Raw genomic sequence first — 18083 nt, forward strand, 5'->3', positions numbered from 1 at the left:
AAAACTACCGACATGGCACAGGCTCCTGTCTCCCACCCGCCGCTGCAGGGCGGGCAACTCGTGCTCGGGACGATCGCGGTATCGCTCGCGGTGTTCATGAACGTGCTCGACACGTCCATCGCGAACGTCGCGATCCCGACCATCTCGGGCGACCTCGGCGTGTCGTCCGACCAGGGTACGTGGGTCATCACGTCGTTCGCGGTCGCGAACGCGATCTCCGTGCCGCTGACGGGCTGGCTGACCGACCGCTTCGGACAGGTGCGCCTGTTCCTCGCGTCGATCATCCTGTTCGTCATCTCGTCGTGGATGTGCGGGCTGGCGCCGAGCCTGCCGTTCCTGCTCGCGTCGCGCGTGCTCCAGGGCGCGGTCGCGGGGCCGATGATTCCGCTGTCGCAATCGCTGCTGCTGTCGAGCTACCCGCGCGCCAAGGCGCCGATGGCGCTCGCCCTGTGGTCGATGACGACGCTGATCGCACCGGTCGCCGGCCCGATCCTCGGCGGCTGGATCTCGGACAACTATTCGTGGCCGTGGATCTTCTACGTGAACATCCCGGTCGGCATCGGCGCCGCGCTTGCCACGTGGTCGATCTATCGCACGCGCGAATCGACGGTGCGCCGCGCGCCGATCGACGGCGTCGGCCTCGCGCTGCTCGTGCTGTGGGTCGGCTCCCTGCAGATCATGCTCGACAAAGGCAAGGATCTCGACTGGTTCTCGTCGACCACGATCATCGCGCTCGCGCTGATCGCAGTCATCTCGTTCGCGTTCTTCGTGATCTGGGAGCTGACGGCGGAACATCCGGTCGTCGACCTGTCGCTGTTCCGCAGGCGCAACTTCACGGGCGGCACGATCGCGCTCGCGGTCGGCTACGGGCTCTACTTCGGCAACCTGGTGCTGCTGCCGCTGTGGCTGCAGACCCAGATCGGCTATACGGCGACCGACGCCGGCCTCGTGATGGCGCCGGTCGGGCTGTTCGCGATCCTGCTGTCGCCGCTGACCGGCAAGTTCCTGCCACGCACGGACCCTCGCTATATCGCGACTGCCGCGTTCCTGACGTTCGCGCTGTGCTTCTGGATGCGCTCGCGCTATACGACCGGCGTCGACCAATGGTCGCTGACGCTGCCGACGCTCGTGCAAGGCATCGCGATGGCCGGCTTCTTCATCCCGCTCGTGTCGATCACGCTGTCCGGCCTGCCCGGCCACCGCATTCCCGCGGCATCGGGCCTGTCGAACTTCGTGCGGATCATGTGCGGCGGCATCGGCACGTCGATCTTCCAGACCGCGTGGGATCACCGGAACAACTTCCACCACGCGCAACTGGTCGAGCAGGCCAACCCGTACAACCCGACGTTCAACCAGGCCGTCACGCAGATGGGCAACCTCGGGCTGACGCCGGATCAGGCGCACGGCCTCATTAACAACATGGCCACGCAGCAGGCCGCGCAACTCGGCGTGAACGACCTGTTCTATATATCGGCGGCGATCTTCGTGCTGCTGATCGGACTGATCTGGATCACCAAGCCCGAACGGGCTGGCGGCGGCGATGCCGGTGCGGCGGCGTCGGCTGCACACTGAGTGAGGATCGGGCTGACCATCCTATTAAGCCCGGTCGATCGACCGGGCTTTTTTTAATCCGACGGCGCGTGCGCGCCGCGAATCAAGCAGCCGTCACCACGAGGCGTTCGGGTGCGAGCACGCCATTGGCCTTGCGAGCCACGCCGAGCAACCGCGCCGCGTCGTACACGCGCACGCGCTCACCCTCGGTCGCGTCGATCGGGTCGAGCGCCGACAGCGGCAGGCGCTGACCATGCAGAAACCGCTTCGCGCTGGCTTCGTCGAGACGAACGAGAGGAAACGTCGACAACAACGCGTCGACCGGCTGAAGCCACGCATCGCGCGCGGTTTCGTCGGCGTCGGACAGCGCATCGAGCGTCACCGCATGTTCGAGCGTCAGCGCACCGACGCCCGTGCGACGCAGCATCGTCAGGTGTGCGCCGCAACCGAGCGCTTCGCCGATGTCTTCCGCCAGCGTGCGCACATACGTGCCCTTGCTGCACGTCACGCGAAACGTCACGTCCGGCAGTTCGCAGGCAAGCAAGTCGAGCGCATGGATCGTCACGTTGCGCCCTTCCCGTTCGACGGTCTGGCCCGCACGCGCGTATTCGTACAGCGGCTTGCCGTCACGCTTGAGCGCCGAATACATCGGCGGCACCTGCACGATCTCGCCGGTGAAGCGCGCGAGCGCCGCTTCCACCGCCGCCCGGTCGCATTCGACGGCGCGCGCGTCGAGCACGTCGCCTTCCGCGTCGCCGGTGGTCGTGCGCACGCCGAGACGCATCGTCGCTTCGTAGGTCTTGTCCGCGTCGAGCAAATCCTGCGAAAACTTCGTCGCCTCGCCGAAGCACAGCGGCAACAGACCGGAGGCCAGCGGATCGAGCGTGCCGGTATGGCCGGCTTTCTTCGCGAGCAGCAGGCGCTTCGCGCGAATCAGGGCGTCGTTGCTCGACAGGCCGATCGGCTTGTCGAGCAGGAGGACACCGTCCAGCGCGCGCCGGGGCACGCGTGGACGCTGGGATGCTGCAGTCGTCATAGGGGGCGCGAGCTCAGTCGTCCTTCGCGGGCGCGTCGGCTTCGTCGTCTTTCGCGCGCGTCGAGTTGGCTTCCTTGATCAGGCGCGACATTTCCACGGCCTTCTCGATCGTCTGGTCGTAATGGAAATGCAGCGTCGGCACCGTATGGATGTGCAGGCGCTTGAACAGCAGGTTGTGCAGGTGGCCCGACGCATGGTTCAGCGCCTCCTGCGTCTTGGCCGGATCGCCGGTAAGCGCGGTGAAGTACACCTTCGCATGCGCGTAGTCCGGCGTGAGTTCCACGCTCTGGATGGTAACGATGCCGATGCGCGGGTCCTTGACCTCGCGCATGATGAGTTCGGACAGATCGCGCTGAATCTGGTCAGCAATCTGAACGTTGCGATTGGGGGAAGTACGTTTCCTGGACATGATCGATCCGTGATCCCGTTATCAGGATAAAGCGGCGCGCCGTTGGCACGCCACCATGAAAATGGGCGGGACAGGCCCAAGCCTGCCCCGCCCATGAGCCGATACGCGACGATTACAACGTACGCGCGACTTCGGTCACTTCGAAGACTTCGAACTGGTCGCCTTCGGTGACGTCGTTGAAGTTCTTCACCGACATACCGCACTCGAAGCCTTGCTTGACTTCCTTCACGTCGTCCTTGAAACGCTTCAGCGATTCGAGTTCGCCCGTGAAGATCACGACGTTGTTGCGCAGCACGCGAACCGACGACGAGCGCTTGACGATACCGTCCGTCACCATACAGCCGGCGACCGTGCCGATCTTCGGCACCTTGAACACCTGGCGCACCTCGACCATACCGGTGATAACTTCGCGCTTCTCCGGCGCCAGCATGCCCGACATTGCCGCCTTCACCTCATCTACTGCGTCGTAGATGATGTTGTAGTAGCGAATGTCGATGCCGTTCGACTCGGCCAGCTTGCGTGCCTGTGCATCCGCACGCGTGTTGAAGCCGATGATGACCGCCTTCGATGCCGTTGCCAGGTTGACGTCGTTTTCGCTGATGCCGCCCACCGCGCTGTGCACGATCTGAACGCGCACTTCGTCGGTCGACAGCTTGAGCAGCGACTGCACGAGTGCTTCCTGCGAACCCTGCACGTCTGCCTTGATGATGAGCGGCAGGTTCTGCACTTCGCCTTCGCCCATCTGCTCGAGCATGCTTTCCAGCTTCGCGGCCTGCTGCTTCGCAAGCTTGACGTCGCGGAACTTGCCCTGGCGGAACAACGCGATTTCACGCGCCTTGCGCTCGTCCGGCAGCACGATCACTTCCTCGCCTGCACCCGGCACTTCCGACAGACCCTGGATTTCGACCGGGATCGACGGGCCGGCTTCCTTCGTCGGCTTGCCGTTCTCGTCGAGCATCGCACGCACGCGGCCATAAGCCGTGCCTGCGAGCACGATGTCGCCGCGGTTCAGCGTACCGGACTGGACCAGGATCGTCGCGACCGGGCCCTTGCCCTTGTCGAGCTTCGCTTCGATCACGATACCCTTGGCCGGCGCCTCGACCGGTGCCTTCAGCTCCAGCACTTCGGCCTGCAGCAGCACGTTCTCGAGCAGGTCGTCGATACCGACGCCCGTCTTCGCCGACACCGGCACGAACGGCGAATCGCCACCGTATTCTTCCGGCACGACACCTTCCGCGACCAGTTCCTGCTTGACGCGGTCCGGGTTCGCTTCCGGCTTGTCGATCTTGTTGATTGCAACGACGATCGGCACGCCACCTGCCTTCGCGTGGGCGATGGCTTCCTTCGTCTGCGGCATCACGCCGTCGTCGGCCGCTACCACCAGCACCACGATGTCGGTCGCCTTCGCGCCGCGTGCACGCATTGCCGTGAACGCCTCGTGACCCGGCGTATCGAGGAACGTGATGACGCCGCGCGGCGTGTCGACGTGATATGCGCCGATGTGCTGCGTAATGCCGCCGGCTTCGCCCGCTGCAACCTTCGCGCGGCGGATGTGGTCGAGCAACGAGGTCTTGCCGTGGTCGACGTGACCCATCACGGTGACGACCGGCGGACGCGGCAATTGCTCCGCATCGGTACCGGTCTCGCCTTCGACCAGCAGTGCTTCCGGATCGTCCAGCTTCGCCGCAACCGCGCGGTGGCCCAGTTCCTCGACGACGATCATCGCCGTTTCCTGGTCCAGCACCTGGTTGATCGTGACCATCTGGCCCATCTTCATCATCACCTTGATGACTTCCGAGGCCTTGATCGACATCTTGTGCGCGAGATCGGCGACCGAAACGGTTTCCGGCACGTGCACTTCACGCACGATCGGCTCGGTCGGTGCCTGGAACGACGATGCGCTGTCCTGGTGACGGCCGCGCCCCTTCGGGCCGCCGCGCCAGCCGCGGTCGACACCGCCGCTCGAATCGCCACGCGTCTTGATGCCGCGGCGCTTGGCCGCGTCGTCCTGCCAGCCGCCCTTGCCGCCGCCCGGCTTCTTGTTGCGGTCGCCCGCGCCTGCCGGTGCCTGCGTCGTCGCCGGCGCTGCGCCGGCCGGCTTCTTCACGGCCGGACGTGCCTGCGCGCCTGCGCCCGCCGGCTTTGCCGGCTTGTGCAGCGTGCCCTTCGCTTCGGCCGGCTTCGGCGGCTCGACCGGCTTCGGCGGCTCGACTGCCTTGACCACGGCCTTGCGCGGCGTGTTCATCATTTCGCGGATCGCGCGCGCTTCGGCTTCTGCCGCCGCGCGACGCTTGCTGATCTCTTCCTGCTCGGCGCGCGCCTTGTCGGCAGCCTCGCGGGCTGCGTCCTCGGCCTTCTTCGCCGCTTCACGCTGTGCCGCACGTTCCGCGGCCGCGCGTGCTTCGTCCTGCGCGGACTGCGCACCGGCTGCTTCCTGCTTGGCCTCGGCGGCCTGCTGGGCAGCAGCCTGCTGTGCCGCTGCGGCTTCGGCCGCGGCATGCTTCGCCGCCGCTTCTTCCTCGGCACGGCGGCGCTCGGCCTCGGCCGCTTCCTCGCGGGCGCGGCGCTCGGCTTCCTCGCGCTCGAGGCGCTCCTGGCGCTCGCGCAGTTCCTGCGCCTGCTTCTCGAGCAGCTCGGCCTCGCGGCGCGCCTCTTCCTCGCGACGCTTCAGTTCTGCATCGTCGTCCGCTTCGGCGACCTGCGCCTGACCCTGTTCCGCACCCTCCGCCACGTCGTCGCGCTTGACGAACGTGCGCTTCTTGCGGACCTCGACCTGAATGGTGCGAGCCTTGCCCGTCGCGTCAGACTGCTTGATCTCCGACGTATGCTTGCGGGTCAGCGTGATCTTGCGCTTGTCGCCGTCGGTTGCGCCATGCGACTTGCGCAAATGATCGAGCAGACGCGCCTTGTCCGCCTCGGACAGCGCATCGTCTTCACTCGCTTTCTGGACGCCCGCTGCCTGCAGCTGCTCGAGCAGCACACCAGCAGGCATTTTCAGTTCCGCGGCAAATTGGGCTACGTTGTTACTCGCCATTCATTCCTCTTAGTGCAAGGACAGATTCCTTGCGGTTAGCATCGGGTCAGGCCATACGGCCGCCATCAAATCAGTGCGCCATGGTCATTTCTCACTGGAACCAATGTTCACGTGCTTTCATGATCAACGCCTTAGCGGCATCCTCTTCCATCCCGGTCATGTCGACCAGTTCATCCACAGCCAGCTCGGCGACATCGTCGCGCGTCTGCATACCGTGTTCAGCCAGCTTCGCGAGCAACTCCGGCGTGACGCCGTCGAGGCCCTTCAGATCCAGCGCTGCGTTCTCGACCTTTTCTTCGTTCGCGATCGCCATCGTCAACAGTGCGTCGCGTGCGCGGTTGCGCAGCTCGTGCACGGTGTCCTCGTCGAACGCCTCGATTTCGAGCATTTCGTTGAGCGGTACGTAAGCGATCTCTTCGAGGCTCGTGAAGCCTTCGTCGATCAGGATGTCGGCAACTTCTTCGTCGACGTCGAGACGCGCCATGAACAGCGCACGCAGTCGGTCGCGCTCTTCACCCTGCTTCAGGGCGGATTCGTCCGGCGTCATGATGTTGATCTGCCAGCCGGTCAGTTCGCCGGCAAGGCGAACGTTCTGACCGCTGCGGCCGATCGCGACAGCCAGCTCGTTCTCGTCGACGACGACGTCCATCGCGTGCTTTTCTTCATCGACGACGATCGACTGGACGGCTGCCGGCGCGAGCGCGCCGATCACGAACTGGGCGGGATCCTCGGACCATAGCACGATGTCGATGTTTTCGCCACCGAGCTCGTTACGCACGGCCTGCACGCGGGAGCCGCGAATGCCGACGCAGGTGCCGATCGGATCGATCCGCTTGTCGTAGGCGATCACGCCGATCTTCGCGCGCACGCCCGGATCGCGAGCGGCCGCCTTGATCTCGAGCAGGCCCTGCTCGATTTCCGGCACTTCCATCTCGAACAGCTTCATCAGGAACTCGGGCGCCGTGCGCGAGAGTTCGATCTGCGGGCCGCGCGCCGTGCGGTCGACCTTCGCGATGTACGCACGCACGCGGTCGCCCACGCGCAGGTTTTCCTTCGGGATCAGCTGGTCGCGGCGCAGCAGCGCTTCGACACGGCCCGATTCGACGATGAAGTTGCCCTTGTCAAGGCGCTTCACCGTCCCCGTCATGATCTTTTCGCCGCGTTCGAGGTAGTCGTTCAGGATCTGCTCGCGCTCGGCATCGCGCACCTTCTGCAGGATCACCTGCTTCGCGGCCTGCGCGCCGATGCGGCCGAACTCGATCGACGGCACCGGCTCCTCGATGAATTCGCCGACTTCGACGTCGGGTTTTTGTTCACGTGCTTCAAACAGCAGGATCTCGCGATCCGGCTCCTGCAAGCCTGCCTCGTCGGGCACGACGAGCCAGCGACGGAAGGTTTCGTGCTCGCCGCTTTCGCGATCGATATGGACGCGGATTTCGGCGCCTTCGTCGAACAGCTTCTTGGAAGCGGACGCGAGCGCAGCCTCGAGGGCGCCCAGCACCACATCCTTGTCGACGTTTTTCTCGCGCGCCAGCGCATCCACCAGCATCAACACTTCGCGACTCATTATTTGCGGCTCCTAAAGTCAACTTGCGGAATCAGGCGGGCTTTGTCGATATCGGCCAGCGTGAAATCCAGCATGGCTGCCTCGCCCTTCTTCCTCTCAAATTCCAAACCGATCGTTTCGCCATTCGGCGCGTGCAGAATGCCCCGGTACGTCTTGCGCCCGTCCAGCGGCTTTTTCAAGGTCACGGAAACTTCGCTGCCGGCGAAGCGCTCGAAGTCGGCCAGCTTCTTCAACGGGCGGTCGAGCCCCGGGGACGAGACTTCGAGCCGTTCGTAATCGATGTTTTCGACCGTCAAGACGTGCTGGAGCTGACGCGTGACCTTTTCGCAATCTTCGAGCGAGATTCCGGCAGGCTGATCGATATAGATGCAAAGCATGCCGCGCCCGGTGCGCTCGAGATCCACCAGCTCGTAGCCGAGCCCGGTGACCGTGGTTTCTATCAGTTCCGTCAGTTGCACTGTGTCCTCTCAGGTGTTCGCGCCCGCCGCTCGCGATTCACCCGCGGGCGCGCGCCTTAGCCGGCGCAGGAAGCGCTACCCGAGATGCCTAACCGTTTCAGCAAAAAAAATGGGCGGAACGCCCATCTTCTTACTGGTGGTCGCACCTGAGCCGCACATTGAATCCGTACGCCCAGCGACTCCGCGATTATAGCGATTTTTGGCGCAAACGCCAAGCCAGCCGGTAAAAGCGGCGCCCAGCCCGCCTTTATCGACCAAAAATGCGAAACCGGACTGTCCGACCAGGCGAAACAATCCGGCAGCGCCACATATATACAGTCAAAAGCAAACCACGCAACGCGAGGTGCCGCCCTCATCGGGCCGACGCAGATCTCGCCGGCACACCGGCGGCCTCACGCCGCCGTATGCCGGAAGCGCTCAGCGACCGCGCGAGCGGTTGCGCTGCGGACGCTGGCCGCCGCGTGCGCCGCCACCGCCACCGCTACCGCCGTTGCCGGCGCCTTCGGCGCGATTGCCGTTCGGATTGCGGTTGCCGCCCTTGCTGCCACCGCGCTTGCCGCCCGCGCCTTCACGCTTCGGACCCGCACCGTACGACGCGCGATTGCCGTCGACATCGCGACCGCCACCCGAGCGGTTGCCATAGCCCGACGGCGAAACCGGCAGGCTGCCGTAGCCGCTCAAGCCCGGCAGGCCCGGACCGCCGCGACGGCCGCCGCGACGCGGCTGGTCGAGCTGACCATGCGTCGTCAGCACCGGCTCGCGGCTGATGAAGCCCATCGACGTCTCCATCGGATCGGGCTGACGGCGCTCGGCCTGGCCGCCACCACTGCGCTTGCCCTTCTCTTCGGACGGCGCCTTCAGGCCGACGGTCGCCATCAGCTTGCGCACCTGCGCCTCGTCGAGCTCTTCCCAGCGGCCACGCTTCAGGCCGCGCGGCAGCGGGATCGGGCCGTGGCGCGTACGGATCAGGCGGCTGACCATCAAACCGGCCGCCTCGAACATCCGGCGCACTTCGCGGTTGCGGCCTTCGGCCAGCGCAACGTGATACCAGTGGTTCGTGCCTTCGCCGCCGCCGTCGCGGATACGCAGAAAGTTTGCCGGACCGTCGTCGAGCTCGACACCATGCAGCAGCTTCTGCCGCATGCCTTCGGACAGCTCGCCGACGACGCGCACCGCATACTCGCGCTCGACGCTGTAGCGCGGATGCATGAAGCGGTTCGCGAGATCGCCCGACGTCGTCAGCATCAGCAGACCTTCGGTATTGAAGTCGAGGCGGCCGACCGCGAGCCATTTCGCCGTCTTCATCGGCGGCAGGCGGTCGAACACCGACGGACGACCTTCCGGGTCCGCATGGCTGACGATCTCGCCCGTCGGCTTGTGGTACAGCAGCACGCGCGGCGGCTTGTTCGGCAGCTTGCGCTTGACCGGCTTGCCGTTGATCCGGACCTGGTCGGTCGGCATGATGCGCTGGCCGATGTGCGCGGGCTCGCCGTTCACCGACACGCGGCCGGCGACGATCAGCTCTTCCATCTCGCGGCGCGAGCCCATGCCCGCTTCCGCGAGCACCTTATGGAGCTTCGGCGCGTCGTCGTCCGGCGACAGCACGCGCTTGTTCGTCGGCTGGCTGCGACCGCGACGCAGCATCGGCGCACGTACGCCGCTGCCGCCCGCCGAATTGTCCGCGTCGAAGGCCGGCGACGTCACATAGGCGAACAGATCGTCCTGCGACGCGTCGCTATCGGCCTTCGCTGCGCCGCCCTCGGCTTTCGCGGCACCGCCGCGCCGGCCTTGACCGCCTTGACCGCCTTGTGCGCCCTGCGCACCCTTGGCTGCGCCTTCGCGCTTGCCGGCCGGCTTGCGACCGCCCTTGGGCGCGCCTTCCTTGCGCGGCGCGCGCGCGGGGCGCTGCGCTTCCGCGGCTTCGGCCGGCTGCGCTTCCGCGCCTTCGTCGCCTTGCGGCTCGCCGTCGGCGCCCTTCGACTTGGCCGCCGCACGACGGCGCGCAATCAGGCTGCGCGGGCCGCGCCGCAGGCCGCGGCGGGGACGCTCGTCACCACCCGCGGCAGGAGCGTCCTGCTCCGGCGTATCGTCGGCACGCGCGGCCTGTACGGCAGGCGCGGACGATTCAATATCGTGGATATCTGTCAAAACAACCTCAAAATGTCAGGTCTCGCGCCCGGCGCGGGCGCGGCAAGAAGTCGGCCGCAATCAGGCGCGGCGCTGTTCGGGTTCTGCTTCGTCGTCCGGCAGCGCGTCGGCGCCGATGGGCGCACTGGCGCTTCGTACGGCATCGGCAAGACTGTCCGACGTATCGTCCAGCATCTCGCCGTCCGCGGGACGGGAGCGGGAGGCGTCGGCCTGGCCAGCCTCGCCCGGCATGTCGCCGACCGCTTCCGCTCCGTCTCCGGCAGCCGCGTCGGCAGCCGGCTTGCGATCTTCCTCGTTCCACTGCACGCGCAGCGGCTCGGGCTGCACGCCGGTCGGCACTGCATCGGTGCCGCCCTGTTCCGTTTGCCCGCGATCAGCTTCGAGCGTATCGCGGTTCGGTATTTCCTGCGTCGACGCGACGTCCGTCGCGGCGTCGCCCGGCAATTCGTCCGGTTGCACGTGCGACTCATCGGCCGCCGCTGCACCGGCTTCCAGCAACGCGCCTGCAGCCGGTGCAGCGCCGTCGAAGTCCATCGCCTGCTGCGCGAGCAGCGCAGCCTCGATGTTCGCGGCAGGCTCCTCGAGCGCCGGCAAGTCGTCGAGCGCCTTCAGACCGAGATCGTCGAGGAACTGCTTGGTCGTCGCATACAAGGCCGGACGCCCCGGCACGTCGCGATGCCCGATCACTTCGATCCAGCCGCGATCCTCGAGCTGCTTGACCACCTGCGTATTGACCGTGACGCCGCGAATCTCTTCGATGTCGCCGCGCGTGACGGGTTGCCGATACGCAATGATCGCGAGCGTTTCGAGCACCGCGCGCGAATATTTCGGCGGCTTCTCGGGATGCAGGCGATCCAGAAAGTGGCGCATCGCCGGCTTGCTCTGAAAGCGCCATCCGGTTGCCAGCGCCACCAGTTCGACGCCGCGGCCGGACCAATCCTGTTTCAGATCTTCGAGCAACGTGCGGACCGTGTCAGCCGACACACCGTCGGCAAAGAGCTTGCGCAAATCGCCGAGCTTCAGCGGTTCCTGCGCGCAGATCAAAGCAGTCTCGAGGACGATCTTCGCCTCTTGGGTATTCATGCAGCTAGGCCAGACCCTGTGGTCAAACGAACCGGATCAACAAACAGACGAAAGGAACGGAAGACGCGCTCGCCCGATTCTGATCGGTCATATTGATGGGAGCACGAACCGGGGGCGGCGAACCAACTTCAAGCCAGGCCCAAACCGGACGGAACAGCACGGCTCAACGACGGAACCGCGTGACTGAGCGCCATCTTACGCAAAATTGCCCGGTGCGTAAAGATGAGCCGAACGGCCCGCCGACCACGCGCCGCGTCCGCTCCGTCCCCGCTTCAGCGCCGGGCAGCGCCGCGCGCAAGGAAGTCGCGCAAGCGCTCGACGCCCGCATCGAGCCGCACCGGATCGCACGCGTAGCACCACCGCACGAACCCCTCTCCCTCCGGGCCGAACGCGCGCCCGGGCGCGAGCCCGAGCCCTGCCTCGCGAACCAGCGCCTTGCAGAACGCGAGACTGTCGTCCGCGCCCGGCAAGCGCAGAAACAGGTACATCGCGCCCGGCGGCGGCTGCACCTCGACGTCCGGCAACGTTCGCAGCACGGCGACCAGATGGTCGCGCGCGTCACGCAGCGCCGCGACGAACGATCGCACGAACGGTTCGCCGTCGCTCAGTGCGACGGTGCCGGCGGCCTGGATGAAACCCGGCGCGCACGACGTGTTGTACTCGACCAGCTTCGACAGATCGCCCATGACCGACGCGGGTGCAACCAGCCACCCGAGCCGCCAGCCCGTCATCGCCCATGCCTTCGAGAACGAATTGACGACGACCACCCGCTCGTCGCGCGACGCGATATCGAGGAACGACCGCGCGCCGCCCGCATCGAACGCGAGCCGTTCGTACACCTCGTCGGCCACCAGCCAGATTCCGTGCCGGCGGCAATGCGCGAGCACGGCCTGCTGGTCGTCGCGGGACATCGTCCAGCCGGTCGGATTGTTCGGCGAGTTGACGAACAGCATCCGTGTGCCGGGGGTCAGTGCCGCGAGCAGCCGGTCGACGTCGAGCCGCCAGCCCGCATCGCCATAGCCTAGCGGCACGCACTCGACCTGCGCACCGAGGATCTTCGGAATTTCGACGAGATTCGGCCAGAGCGGCGTAACCGCGACGACGCGATCGCCCGGACCGACCAGCATCTGGGCGGCCAGCATCAGTGCGCTCACGCCGGAACTCGTCACGGCGATCGCATCGACGGCCGTCGCGCCGTGCCTCGCGCTCACGTAAGCCGCAATCGCATCGCGCAGCGGCGCTATGCCGAGATTGTGCGTATAGAAGGTTGCGCCATCGCGCAGCGCAGCGGCTGCGGCGTCGCGAATGAACGCCGGCGTCACCCGGTCGGATTCGCCGAACCAGAACGGCAGCACGTCGCGCACGCCGATGCCGGCGTTCGCCACTTCCCTGATCAGCGACGGACGCAGCGCGTGGACCGCACTGCGCGCCGCCGGCTCGCCCGTTACCGGGCCGGTATCTACGAAATGCACCATCGAGAACCACCGTCGGGAAACACGATCCACGCAGTGTACCGGCACGCGCGCCGGATCGGTCCCCTCAGTCGAGATCCTCGGCCCGCGCCGGCATCTGGCGCACGAGTTCCCAGATCGCTTGCGCCGCGGGCGACAGCGACCGGTCGCGACGCCGTACGAGCTCGACGGTGCGCTCGGTACGCGGCGTCAGCGGCCGCGCGACCAGCGTCGAGCCGGCGGGCAGCGGCAGCGACAGCCACGGCTGCACGCTCACGCCGACGCCGGCCTCGACGAGCCCGAACACCGTCGCCGAATGGCCGAGTTCCTGCATGACCGTCGCGTTCACCTGATGGGCGGCCAGCGCGGCGTCGATCAGCGGCCGGCTTCCGGACGCATGGTCGAGCAGCACGAGTCGCTCGCCGTCGAGTGCCGTCCACGGCACCTCGGCCCGCGCCGCGAGCGGATGATCGGCGCGCGCGACGAGGCAGAACGAATCGGTCATCAGCGGCTCACACACGAGATCGGCCACGGTGAGCGGCCCGATCACGACGCCGAAATCGACCTCGCTCGACTTCACCTTGCGCAGCACGTCGCTCTGCACGTCGTCGCGCAGGCCAAGCGTGACGAACGGGAACTGGCGCTCGCACGACGCGACGACGCGCGGCATCAGCCGGCACGCGATCGTCGGACTCGCCGCGACGATCACGCGCCCCCGGCGCTGCTCACCGATCTCGCGAATCTCGCGCAGCGTGTCGTCCAGATCGTCGATCAGGCGCGACACGCTCGCGATCAGGTTCCCGCCGACGTCGGTCAGTTGCACGTCGCGCGTCGTCCGGTCGATCAGCTTCAGCCCGAGCTCGGCCTCGAGCTCACGCACGCAGCGGCTGACCGCCGACTGCGTGAGCCCGATCTCGTCGCCCGCGCGACTGAAGCTCCTGAGCCGCGCAACCTCGATGAACACGCGAAGCTGGCGCAGCGTAACGTTCATCCCTTCACCTCATCAATGGTCATTACCGATGCGCGATTTTAATGCCCGAAACCGGCTTCGATGTGCGAATCCGGCATGAGCCGCACATGTTTCGCTGCGGTGCAATATTCGCGCAAACGCACGTGCCACGGGCGAATTGCACAAGATTGGTGATTGTCCCGATTTGCTGCCGGGTTATTTTGGCGTCTTATACGCCCCTAGCTGACTTAGCCGTTAGCTCGCTGCCAAGCGGCTCTCGAGGGAATCGCCCCCGACATGGCACGCTTCGTGCATAACCTAGCGCACAGGGCGCAGGTTTCGCGGGACGGAAGGCAGAAACGCCGCTGCCGGCCAACCGGACGCCCCCACCCGGCACTCGATATCCGAGTGCTTGAAGAGTGCGCGGCGCAGGGCAGCGCACCGGAGTTAGCTTCGCTGAGGTGAGGACATGATGCTGTTCGACGATTTGAGAGATAACGAGTGGGCGCTGGTCGAGGGTCTGTTTTGCTCGGAACCTGCACGGAGCGAACGGCGCGGCCGTCCCCGCGTGGAGGCCCGTTCGGTGGTAAACGCCGTGCTGTGGGTACTGTCGACCGGTGAAGGCTGGTCGAAGCTGCCGGGCCGCTATCCGTCGCCGCCGACCTGCCGTCGCCGCTTCGACGAATGGCAAGCAGACGGCACGCTCGCCGAGATCGTCAAGCGACTCGGCACGAGCGGCCGCCAGATCTCGCTGCGCGGGCGCATTGGGGCGAGCGCGACGAAGCCGCCCGCACCGCCGAGCCGCGACCGGCTGCGCGGCGCCTTCTGGACCAATCCGGAATCCTGGCGCGCCCCTGTCAAGATGGCGTAACGGATGCCAGATCGGGCGGCCTCGGCCGCCCGGTTTCTTTCAGCACCACGTACTTTGCGCGACATCCGTGTTGCCGTCGATTACCGTTGTCGCGCCGCGATACATCTATTTACCATTATTTACAGCAAGCCTGCACTCCCGCGCTTACCTTAGCGTCATATCAACAGGCCGCGCCGACGGCTTGAAGGGAGCCCCGCCATGAAATCAATGTCACTGCTCGTCGCATGCGGCATTGTCATTTCGCTGGCGCTGACCGGCCCCGCTCACGCTGACGATCGCACGAAGCCACCCCACCGCCAGCAGGAGCACCGGAATACCCTTCGCCAGCAACAACCCGCCGCATCGCCCAACCGACAGACCGTGCCACGCGGCGACCTGCGCGGCGACATCGCAAGCAACGCGCGCGCACGGATCGGCTCGCAACCGTCCGACATGCCACATCATCCGTAGCCCGGCAACCTGCAGGATTTGATCAAAGAAAATTCCCGGATTCGGGAACTGCCCGGCATACGGCGAGTCACATCGTTGCCATGAGCACAGCGTGGCAACAGCAAAAGTATCCGGTACGCCCGTATCCTCGTGATACGGGCTTTTTTTTGGCGCCGGCGGCGGGCGGCGCGCGAAGACAGGACGGGCCGCCGCTACAGGCGGCTTTCGAGGATCGCCACGGCGCTTGCGTCGCTCAGGACGTAGTCGTCCATGCGGCGATCGGTCCAGGAAAGCAATTTCTCGTCGCGCTCGAGGCGCGCACATTCGGCTCGACCATTATCGGTCAGCACGGCAATGTCGACCGGCGCATGGAAACCCGGTGCGGGTGCAACGGTCTTCTGCCTGACCGTGTCCATCAGCCCAAGCGACCGGAGATACTCGAACACGCCCGGGCGGCGCGCCCACGGTACCTGGCGGTACTGCACTCGTCTCAATGCGTCGAGCACCGCTTCGTTGGAATACGTGGCCATCTCGATTCTTTCTTAAAGTGCAGCGACAATGCGAAGCGGCGCGCCGGGCGGGGTCTCCGCCCGCCGATACCGCCACCGATTCTGGAGGCCGACGTTCGGCGTCGCGTCAAGGCTGGATCGTCAGCCATCCATAAAAAGACACCATACCCCAATCAAATTGATTCTGTTCGATTCATTTGTACTTCTCTTCATCTGTTTCCTGCTCTGCCGCAAGCGGCGCCGACTCGTCGCGATCGTTGCCGCCGCGCTGTTCTGGCTGCTCGCAACAGGCTGGCTCGCCGCACCGCTCATCGCATGGAGCGAGGCAGGCGTCACCCCGGTCGAGCACCCCGACATGCACGGGCGGACCACACTGATCATCATCGGCGCCGGCACGCGGCGCGCCGATACCGGCCTGCGGCCGCCACCCGATGGGGACGCACGCATCCTCAAGATCGCGGCGCTCTATCGCACGTGCCGGCAGCAGGCCACCCACTGCACCGTGGTGATGTCCGGCGGCGACCCGCAACATCACGGCGAGACCGAAGCGGCCGTCTACGGGCGCCGGTTGCTCGCGGAAGGCGTCGATTCCGGCGATCTCATTCTCGAGCCGAACAGCCGCACGACCTACGAAAACGCGAAATTCACTGCATCTATACTACGCTCACAACATGACGACTCGCGCATTCTCGTGACGTCGTCGTATCAGATGCGCCGCGCATTGCTCGATTTCCGCCGCTTCGATATCGATCCACAGCCCGTCTACGCGAATCGCCGGCGCGCGCAAACGGGCTGGCTGCCCCGCTGGCATAACCTCGTAAATGCCGATCAGGCGCTGCACGAACTGGTCGGCATCGCACAATTTCACGTGTACCGACTGCTTGGATGGTTTTGACGGCGCTGCAAAACGGCAGCGGAATGTCGACACCCCGCGGGATGGCATGCGCATGACGGAACGCGCAAAGTGTTGCGCGACTTCAACGGGGCCTTGCGCCCCGCCTCGATCCGGTGCACATTGATCCGTCACTTTTGTTACACTCGACACGCACTCGATTGCAGTCGCCAGACAAAACGGCAACACTCGGGTTCATCACCACTTAGCGGAGGTAAAGCAATGAAGAAGACGTCCCTGGCTATCCTGGTTGCGATGTCGGCGCTGACTGGCGCAGCGTATGCGCAAGAGAGCACGCAGATCCAGACCATCACCGACCCGGCCAAGATCGCCGAGATCGAGCAGCGCGCACAGGCGCTGCAACAGCAGCAAGCAGCCGAGGCTGCACAGCCGGCGGCGCAGGAAGAGCACCATCACGTCAAGAAGGCTGCTCACCACAAGGCAGCGAAGAAGGCTGGCAAGAAGGCCGCTCCGGCAGACGCTGCCAGCCAGTAAGTTCGGCGGCACCGCACAAGCGAAAAGCCGAATCCGGGCATCCGGGTTCGGCTTTTTTGGTTGCGGCGCCCGCGCGCTGTGCTAAAGTCGCGCACCGAAATTTTCCACCCGTGCGCACCCCGGTGCGGAGGACAGCATGAGCAACATTCAACTCGACATCGAGTGGACCGAAGCAGCCACTCGCAAGATCAAGCAACTGATGCCGCGCGGCTCGGACGATGCGTACCTCGCGCTGCCGCCGATCGAGTGCCTGCCGATGGAGGGCGATGTGCTTTTCCTCGGCCCACAAGGCAAGCAGCAACCGTTCATCGTCGCCGAACGCCAGTATCACCATGAAGGCGATGCCGACTGGACGATCATCCTGATTCTCGACGTACCCGACACGTCACACTGACGCGCCACTGCGGCCGGATACGCGTCCGGCCGCCCCACCCTGCCCGGACGAGCGTCGACAGCACGCCAGCACGCGCATTTCGGATCGATCCAGTCCGCGGCCGCTTCGCTGCAAGCCCAAGCAAGAATATGCGCGCAACGCGCGTGCGCAGCCAACACCGCGTCGCTCTCCCAGCGTTCAACGAATACGAACCGCATCGGCTCCTTCAGGTCACGGCGCAAGTCGTACCGCAGCGCGCCGGCGTCGTTGCAGGCGGGCTCGACGAGTCCCTCAAGCGCGCCGCGCAACGATTCCTCGTCGCCCGGCTTCGCCACGATGAGTGCGACGACTGCGATTTCCGCCCTTCCCGACGCCGCCATCCGGAACAATTCGAGAGTTCGCGAATCCCGTATCGGCCGTGTCGGTGCGCTATCGCAAGGCGGCCGCACAAAAAAATTGCCCGCGCTTCAGAGAAGCGCGGGCGAAACCGTCGCCCTACGAGGATAGGCGACGGGGCCATCGGGATCCGCGCGCCGCGCGGATCGTCATCGGTTGTGCCGGCGTTCGCTGCGCCGGCTTCTGAAGACGTCGACACCGTTGGTCGGGCGCTCGCGACGCCCGCCCGGTATCTGACATCCTCCTCCCTGTCCTAACGATTCAAACTTATAAAGCAGTTTGCGTGCCAAGTGCGATTGCACGGACACCCCATTGATTTATAAGGATATTTTTCCAGATCATGACGATGTAACACCTGCTCCGCTGCCGTAACGCGCGAATGTTACGTAACGTCACGAGGAGGGACAGAACGTCCCGTACACGCCGTCGCCG

General features: G+C 65.5%; 15 protein-coding genes and 2 pseudogenes. 6 read left to right on the forward strand and 11 right to left on the reverse strand.

The window, feature by feature from the left end; translation table 11 throughout:
• Positions 1 to 12: 12 nt before the first annotated feature.
• A complete protein-coding gene (locus tag GEM_RS09610) occupies positions 13 to 1572 on the forward strand; it encodes a DHA2 family efflux MFS transporter permease subunit (RefSeq protein ID WP_014897214.1) in 1560 nt (519 codons plus the stop codon).
• An 82-nt stretch (positions 1573 to 1654) separates the two neighbouring features.
• On the opposite strand, the gene truB is transcribed toward GEM_RS09610, so the two are convergent.
• The 9 genes from truB to GEM_RS09655 all read right to left on the reverse strand — a co-directional run bounded on the left by truB (position 1655) and on the right by GEM_RS09655 (position 13728).
• Positions 1655 to 2587: a tRNA pseudouridine(55) synthase TruB gene (gene truB, locus GEM_RS09615; RefSeq protein ID WP_014897215.1), complete on the reverse strand. Its 933-nt coding sequence runs from the start codon at positions 2585 to 2587 to the stop codon at positions 1655 to 1657.
• Between the two features lie 13 nt (positions 2588 to 2600).
• Positions 2601 to 2996: a 30S ribosome-binding factor RbfA gene (gene rbfA, locus GEM_RS09620; RefSeq protein WP_014897216.1), complete on the reverse strand. Its 396-nt coding sequence runs from the start codon at positions 2994 to 2996 to the stop codon at positions 2601 to 2603.
• A gap of 112 nt (positions 2997 to 3108) precedes the next feature.
• Positions 3109 to 6030, reverse strand: a complete 2922-nt coding sequence (gene infB / locus GEM_RS09625; protein WP_014897217.1) for a translation initiation factor IF-2 — start codon at positions 6028 to 6030, stop codon at positions 3109 to 3111.
• 91 nt (positions 6031 to 6121) lie between these two features.
• Positions 6122 to 7597, reverse strand: coding sequence for a transcription termination factor NusA (gene nusA, locus GEM_RS09630; protein WP_014897218.1), 1476 nt, complete (start codon positions 7595 to 7597; stop codon positions 6122 to 6124).
• Positions 7597 to 8055 (reverse strand): ribosome maturation factor RimP, encoded by a 459-nt coding sequence (gene rimP, locus GEM_RS09635; RefSeq protein WP_014897219.1) that lies wholly within the window; start codon positions 8053 to 8055, stop codon positions 7597 to 7599. Before rimP ends, nusA begins: the two co-directional genes overlap by 1 nt.
• A 417-nt stretch (positions 8056 to 8472) precedes the next feature.
• Positions 8473 to 10203, reverse strand: coding sequence for a 23S rRNA pseudouridine(2605) synthase RluB (gene rluB, locus GEM_RS09640; protein ID WP_014897220.1), 1731 nt, complete (start codon positions 10201 to 10203; stop codon positions 8473 to 8475).
• Positions 10204 to 10263: 60 nt separating this feature from the next.
• Complete coding sequence (scpB, locus tag GEM_RS09645; protein WP_014897221.1) at positions 10264 to 11286, reverse strand: SMC-Scp complex subunit ScpB; 1023 nt, start codon at positions 11284 to 11286, stop codon at positions 10264 to 10266.
• A gap of 272 nt (positions 11287 to 11558) precedes the next feature.
• A complete protein-coding gene (locus GEM_RS09650) occupies positions 11559 to 12761 on the reverse strand; it encodes a pyridoxal phosphate-dependent aminotransferase (protein ID WP_014897222.1) in 1203 nt (400 codons plus the stop codon).
• A 64-nt stretch (positions 12762 to 12825) separates the two neighbouring features.
• Positions 12826 to 13728, reverse strand: coding sequence for a LysR family transcriptional regulator (locus GEM_RS09655; RefSeq protein ID WP_014897223.1), 903 nt, complete (start codon positions 13726 to 13728; stop codon positions 12826 to 12828).
• A gap of 430 nt (positions 13729 to 14158) precedes the next feature.
• On the opposite strand from GEM_RS09655, the pseudogene GEM_RS09660 reads away from it, so the two are divergent.
• Together GEM_RS09660 and GEM_RS29750 are read left to right on the forward strand one after the other, a co-directional pair.
• Positions 14159 to 14554: pseudogene (locus GEM_RS09660) on the forward strand (transposase); the annotation flags it as partial.
• A 201-nt stretch (positions 14555 to 14755) separates the two neighbouring features.
• On the forward strand, positions 14756 to 15007 hold the full coding sequence (locus GEM_RS29750; RefSeq protein ID WP_014897225.1) for a hypothetical protein: 252 nt from the start codon (positions 14756 to 14758) through the stop codon (positions 15005 to 15007).
• Between the two features lie 191 nt (positions 15008 to 15198).
• Here the strand turns inward: GEM_RS29750 and GEM_RS09670 are convergent, their stop codons facing one another.
• Complete coding sequence (locus tag GEM_RS09670; protein ID WP_014897226.1) at positions 15199 to 15516, reverse strand: hypothetical protein; 318 nt, start codon at positions 15514 to 15516, stop codon at positions 15199 to 15201.
• 157 nt (positions 15517 to 15673) lie between these two features.
• Here GEM_RS09670 and GEM_RS09675 point away from each other — a divergent pair, with 157 nt between their 5' ends.
• The 3 genes from GEM_RS09675 to GEM_RS09685 all read left to right on the forward strand — a co-directional run bounded on the left by GEM_RS09675 (position 15674) and on the right by GEM_RS09685 (position 17276).
• Positions 15674 to 16390 (forward strand): YdcF family protein, encoded by a 717-nt coding sequence (locus tag GEM_RS09675; RefSeq protein WP_041490502.1) that lies wholly within the window; start codon positions 15674 to 15676, stop codon positions 16388 to 16390.
• Between the two features lie 219 nt (positions 16391 to 16609).
• On the forward strand, positions 16610 to 16882 hold the full coding sequence (locus GEM_RS09680; RefSeq protein WP_014897228.1) for a hypothetical protein: 273 nt from the start codon (positions 16610 to 16612) through the stop codon (positions 16880 to 16882).
• A 136-nt stretch (positions 16883 to 17018) separates the two neighbouring features.
• Positions 17019 to 17276 carry a hypothetical protein gene (locus GEM_RS09685; protein WP_014897229.1) on the forward strand — a complete coding sequence of 86 codons (258 nt, stop codon included), beginning with the start codon at positions 17019 to 17021 and terminating at the stop codon, positions 17274 to 17276.
• Positions 17277 to 17359: 83 nt separating this feature from the next.
• Here GEM_RS09685 and GEM_RS32185 read toward each other — a convergent pair.
• Positions 17360 to 17635 (reverse strand): annotated as a pseudogene (locus tag GEM_RS32185) (putative quinol monooxygenase); the annotation flags it as partial.
• Positions 17636 to 18083 lie beyond the last annotated feature (448 nt).

This window comes from Burkholderia cepacia GG4, assembly GCF_000292915.1.
Lineage (GTDB): Bacteria > Pseudomonadota > Gammaproteobacteria > Burkholderiales > Burkholderiaceae > Burkholderia > Burkholderia cepacia_D.

What these genes read in the sequence shown, in the direction of transcription:
- GEM_RS09670 (WP_014897226.1), bottom strand. Translation starts at nt 15,516, where the DNA reads ATGGCCACGTATTCCAACGAAGCGGTGCTCGACGCATTGAGACGAGTG.
- GEM_RS09685 (WP_014897229.1), top strand. Translation starts at nt 17,019, where the DNA reads ATGAGCAACATTCAACTCGACATCGAGTGGACCGAAGCAGCCACTCGC.
- GEM_RS09610 (WP_014897214.1), top strand. Translation starts at nt 13, where the DNA reads ATGGCACAGGCTCCTGTCTCCCACCCGCCGCTGCAGGGCGGGCAACTC.
- GEM_RS09650 (WP_014897222.1), bottom strand. Translation starts at nt 12,761, where the DNA reads ATGGTGCATTTCGTAGATACCGGCCCGGTAACGGGCGAGCCGGCGGCG.
- infB (WP_014897217.1), bottom strand. Translation starts at nt 6,030, where the DNA reads ATGGCGAGTAACAACGTAGCCCAATTTGCCGCGGAACTGAAAATGCCT.
- scpB (WP_014897221.1), bottom strand. Translation starts at nt 11,286, where the DNA reads ATGAATACCCAAGAGGCGAAGATCGTCCTCGAGACTGCTTTGATCTGC.
- GEM_RS09655 (WP_014897223.1), bottom strand. Translation starts at nt 13,728, where the DNA reads ATGAACGTTACGCTGCGCCAGCTTCGCGTGTTCATCGAGGTTGCGCGG.
- truB (WP_014897215.1), bottom strand. Translation starts at nt 2,587, where the DNA reads ATGACGACTGCAGCATCCCAGCGTCCACGCGTGCCCCGGCGCGCGCTG.
- rbfA (WP_014897216.1), bottom strand. Translation starts at nt 2,996, where the DNA reads ATGTCCAGGAAACGTACTTCCCCCAATCGCAACGTTCAGATTGCTGAC.
- GEM_RS29750 (WP_014897225.1), top strand. Translation starts at nt 14,756, where the DNA reads ATGAAATCAATGTCACTGCTCGTCGCATGCGGCATTGTCATTTCGCTG.
- nusA (WP_014897218.1), bottom strand. Translation starts at nt 7,597, where the DNA reads ATGAGTCGCGAAGTGTTGATGCTGGTGGATGCGCTGGCGCGCGAGAAA.
- GEM_RS09680 (WP_014897228.1), top strand. Translation starts at nt 16,610, where the DNA reads ATGAAGAAGACGTCCCTGGCTATCCTGGTTGCGATGTCGGCGCTGACT.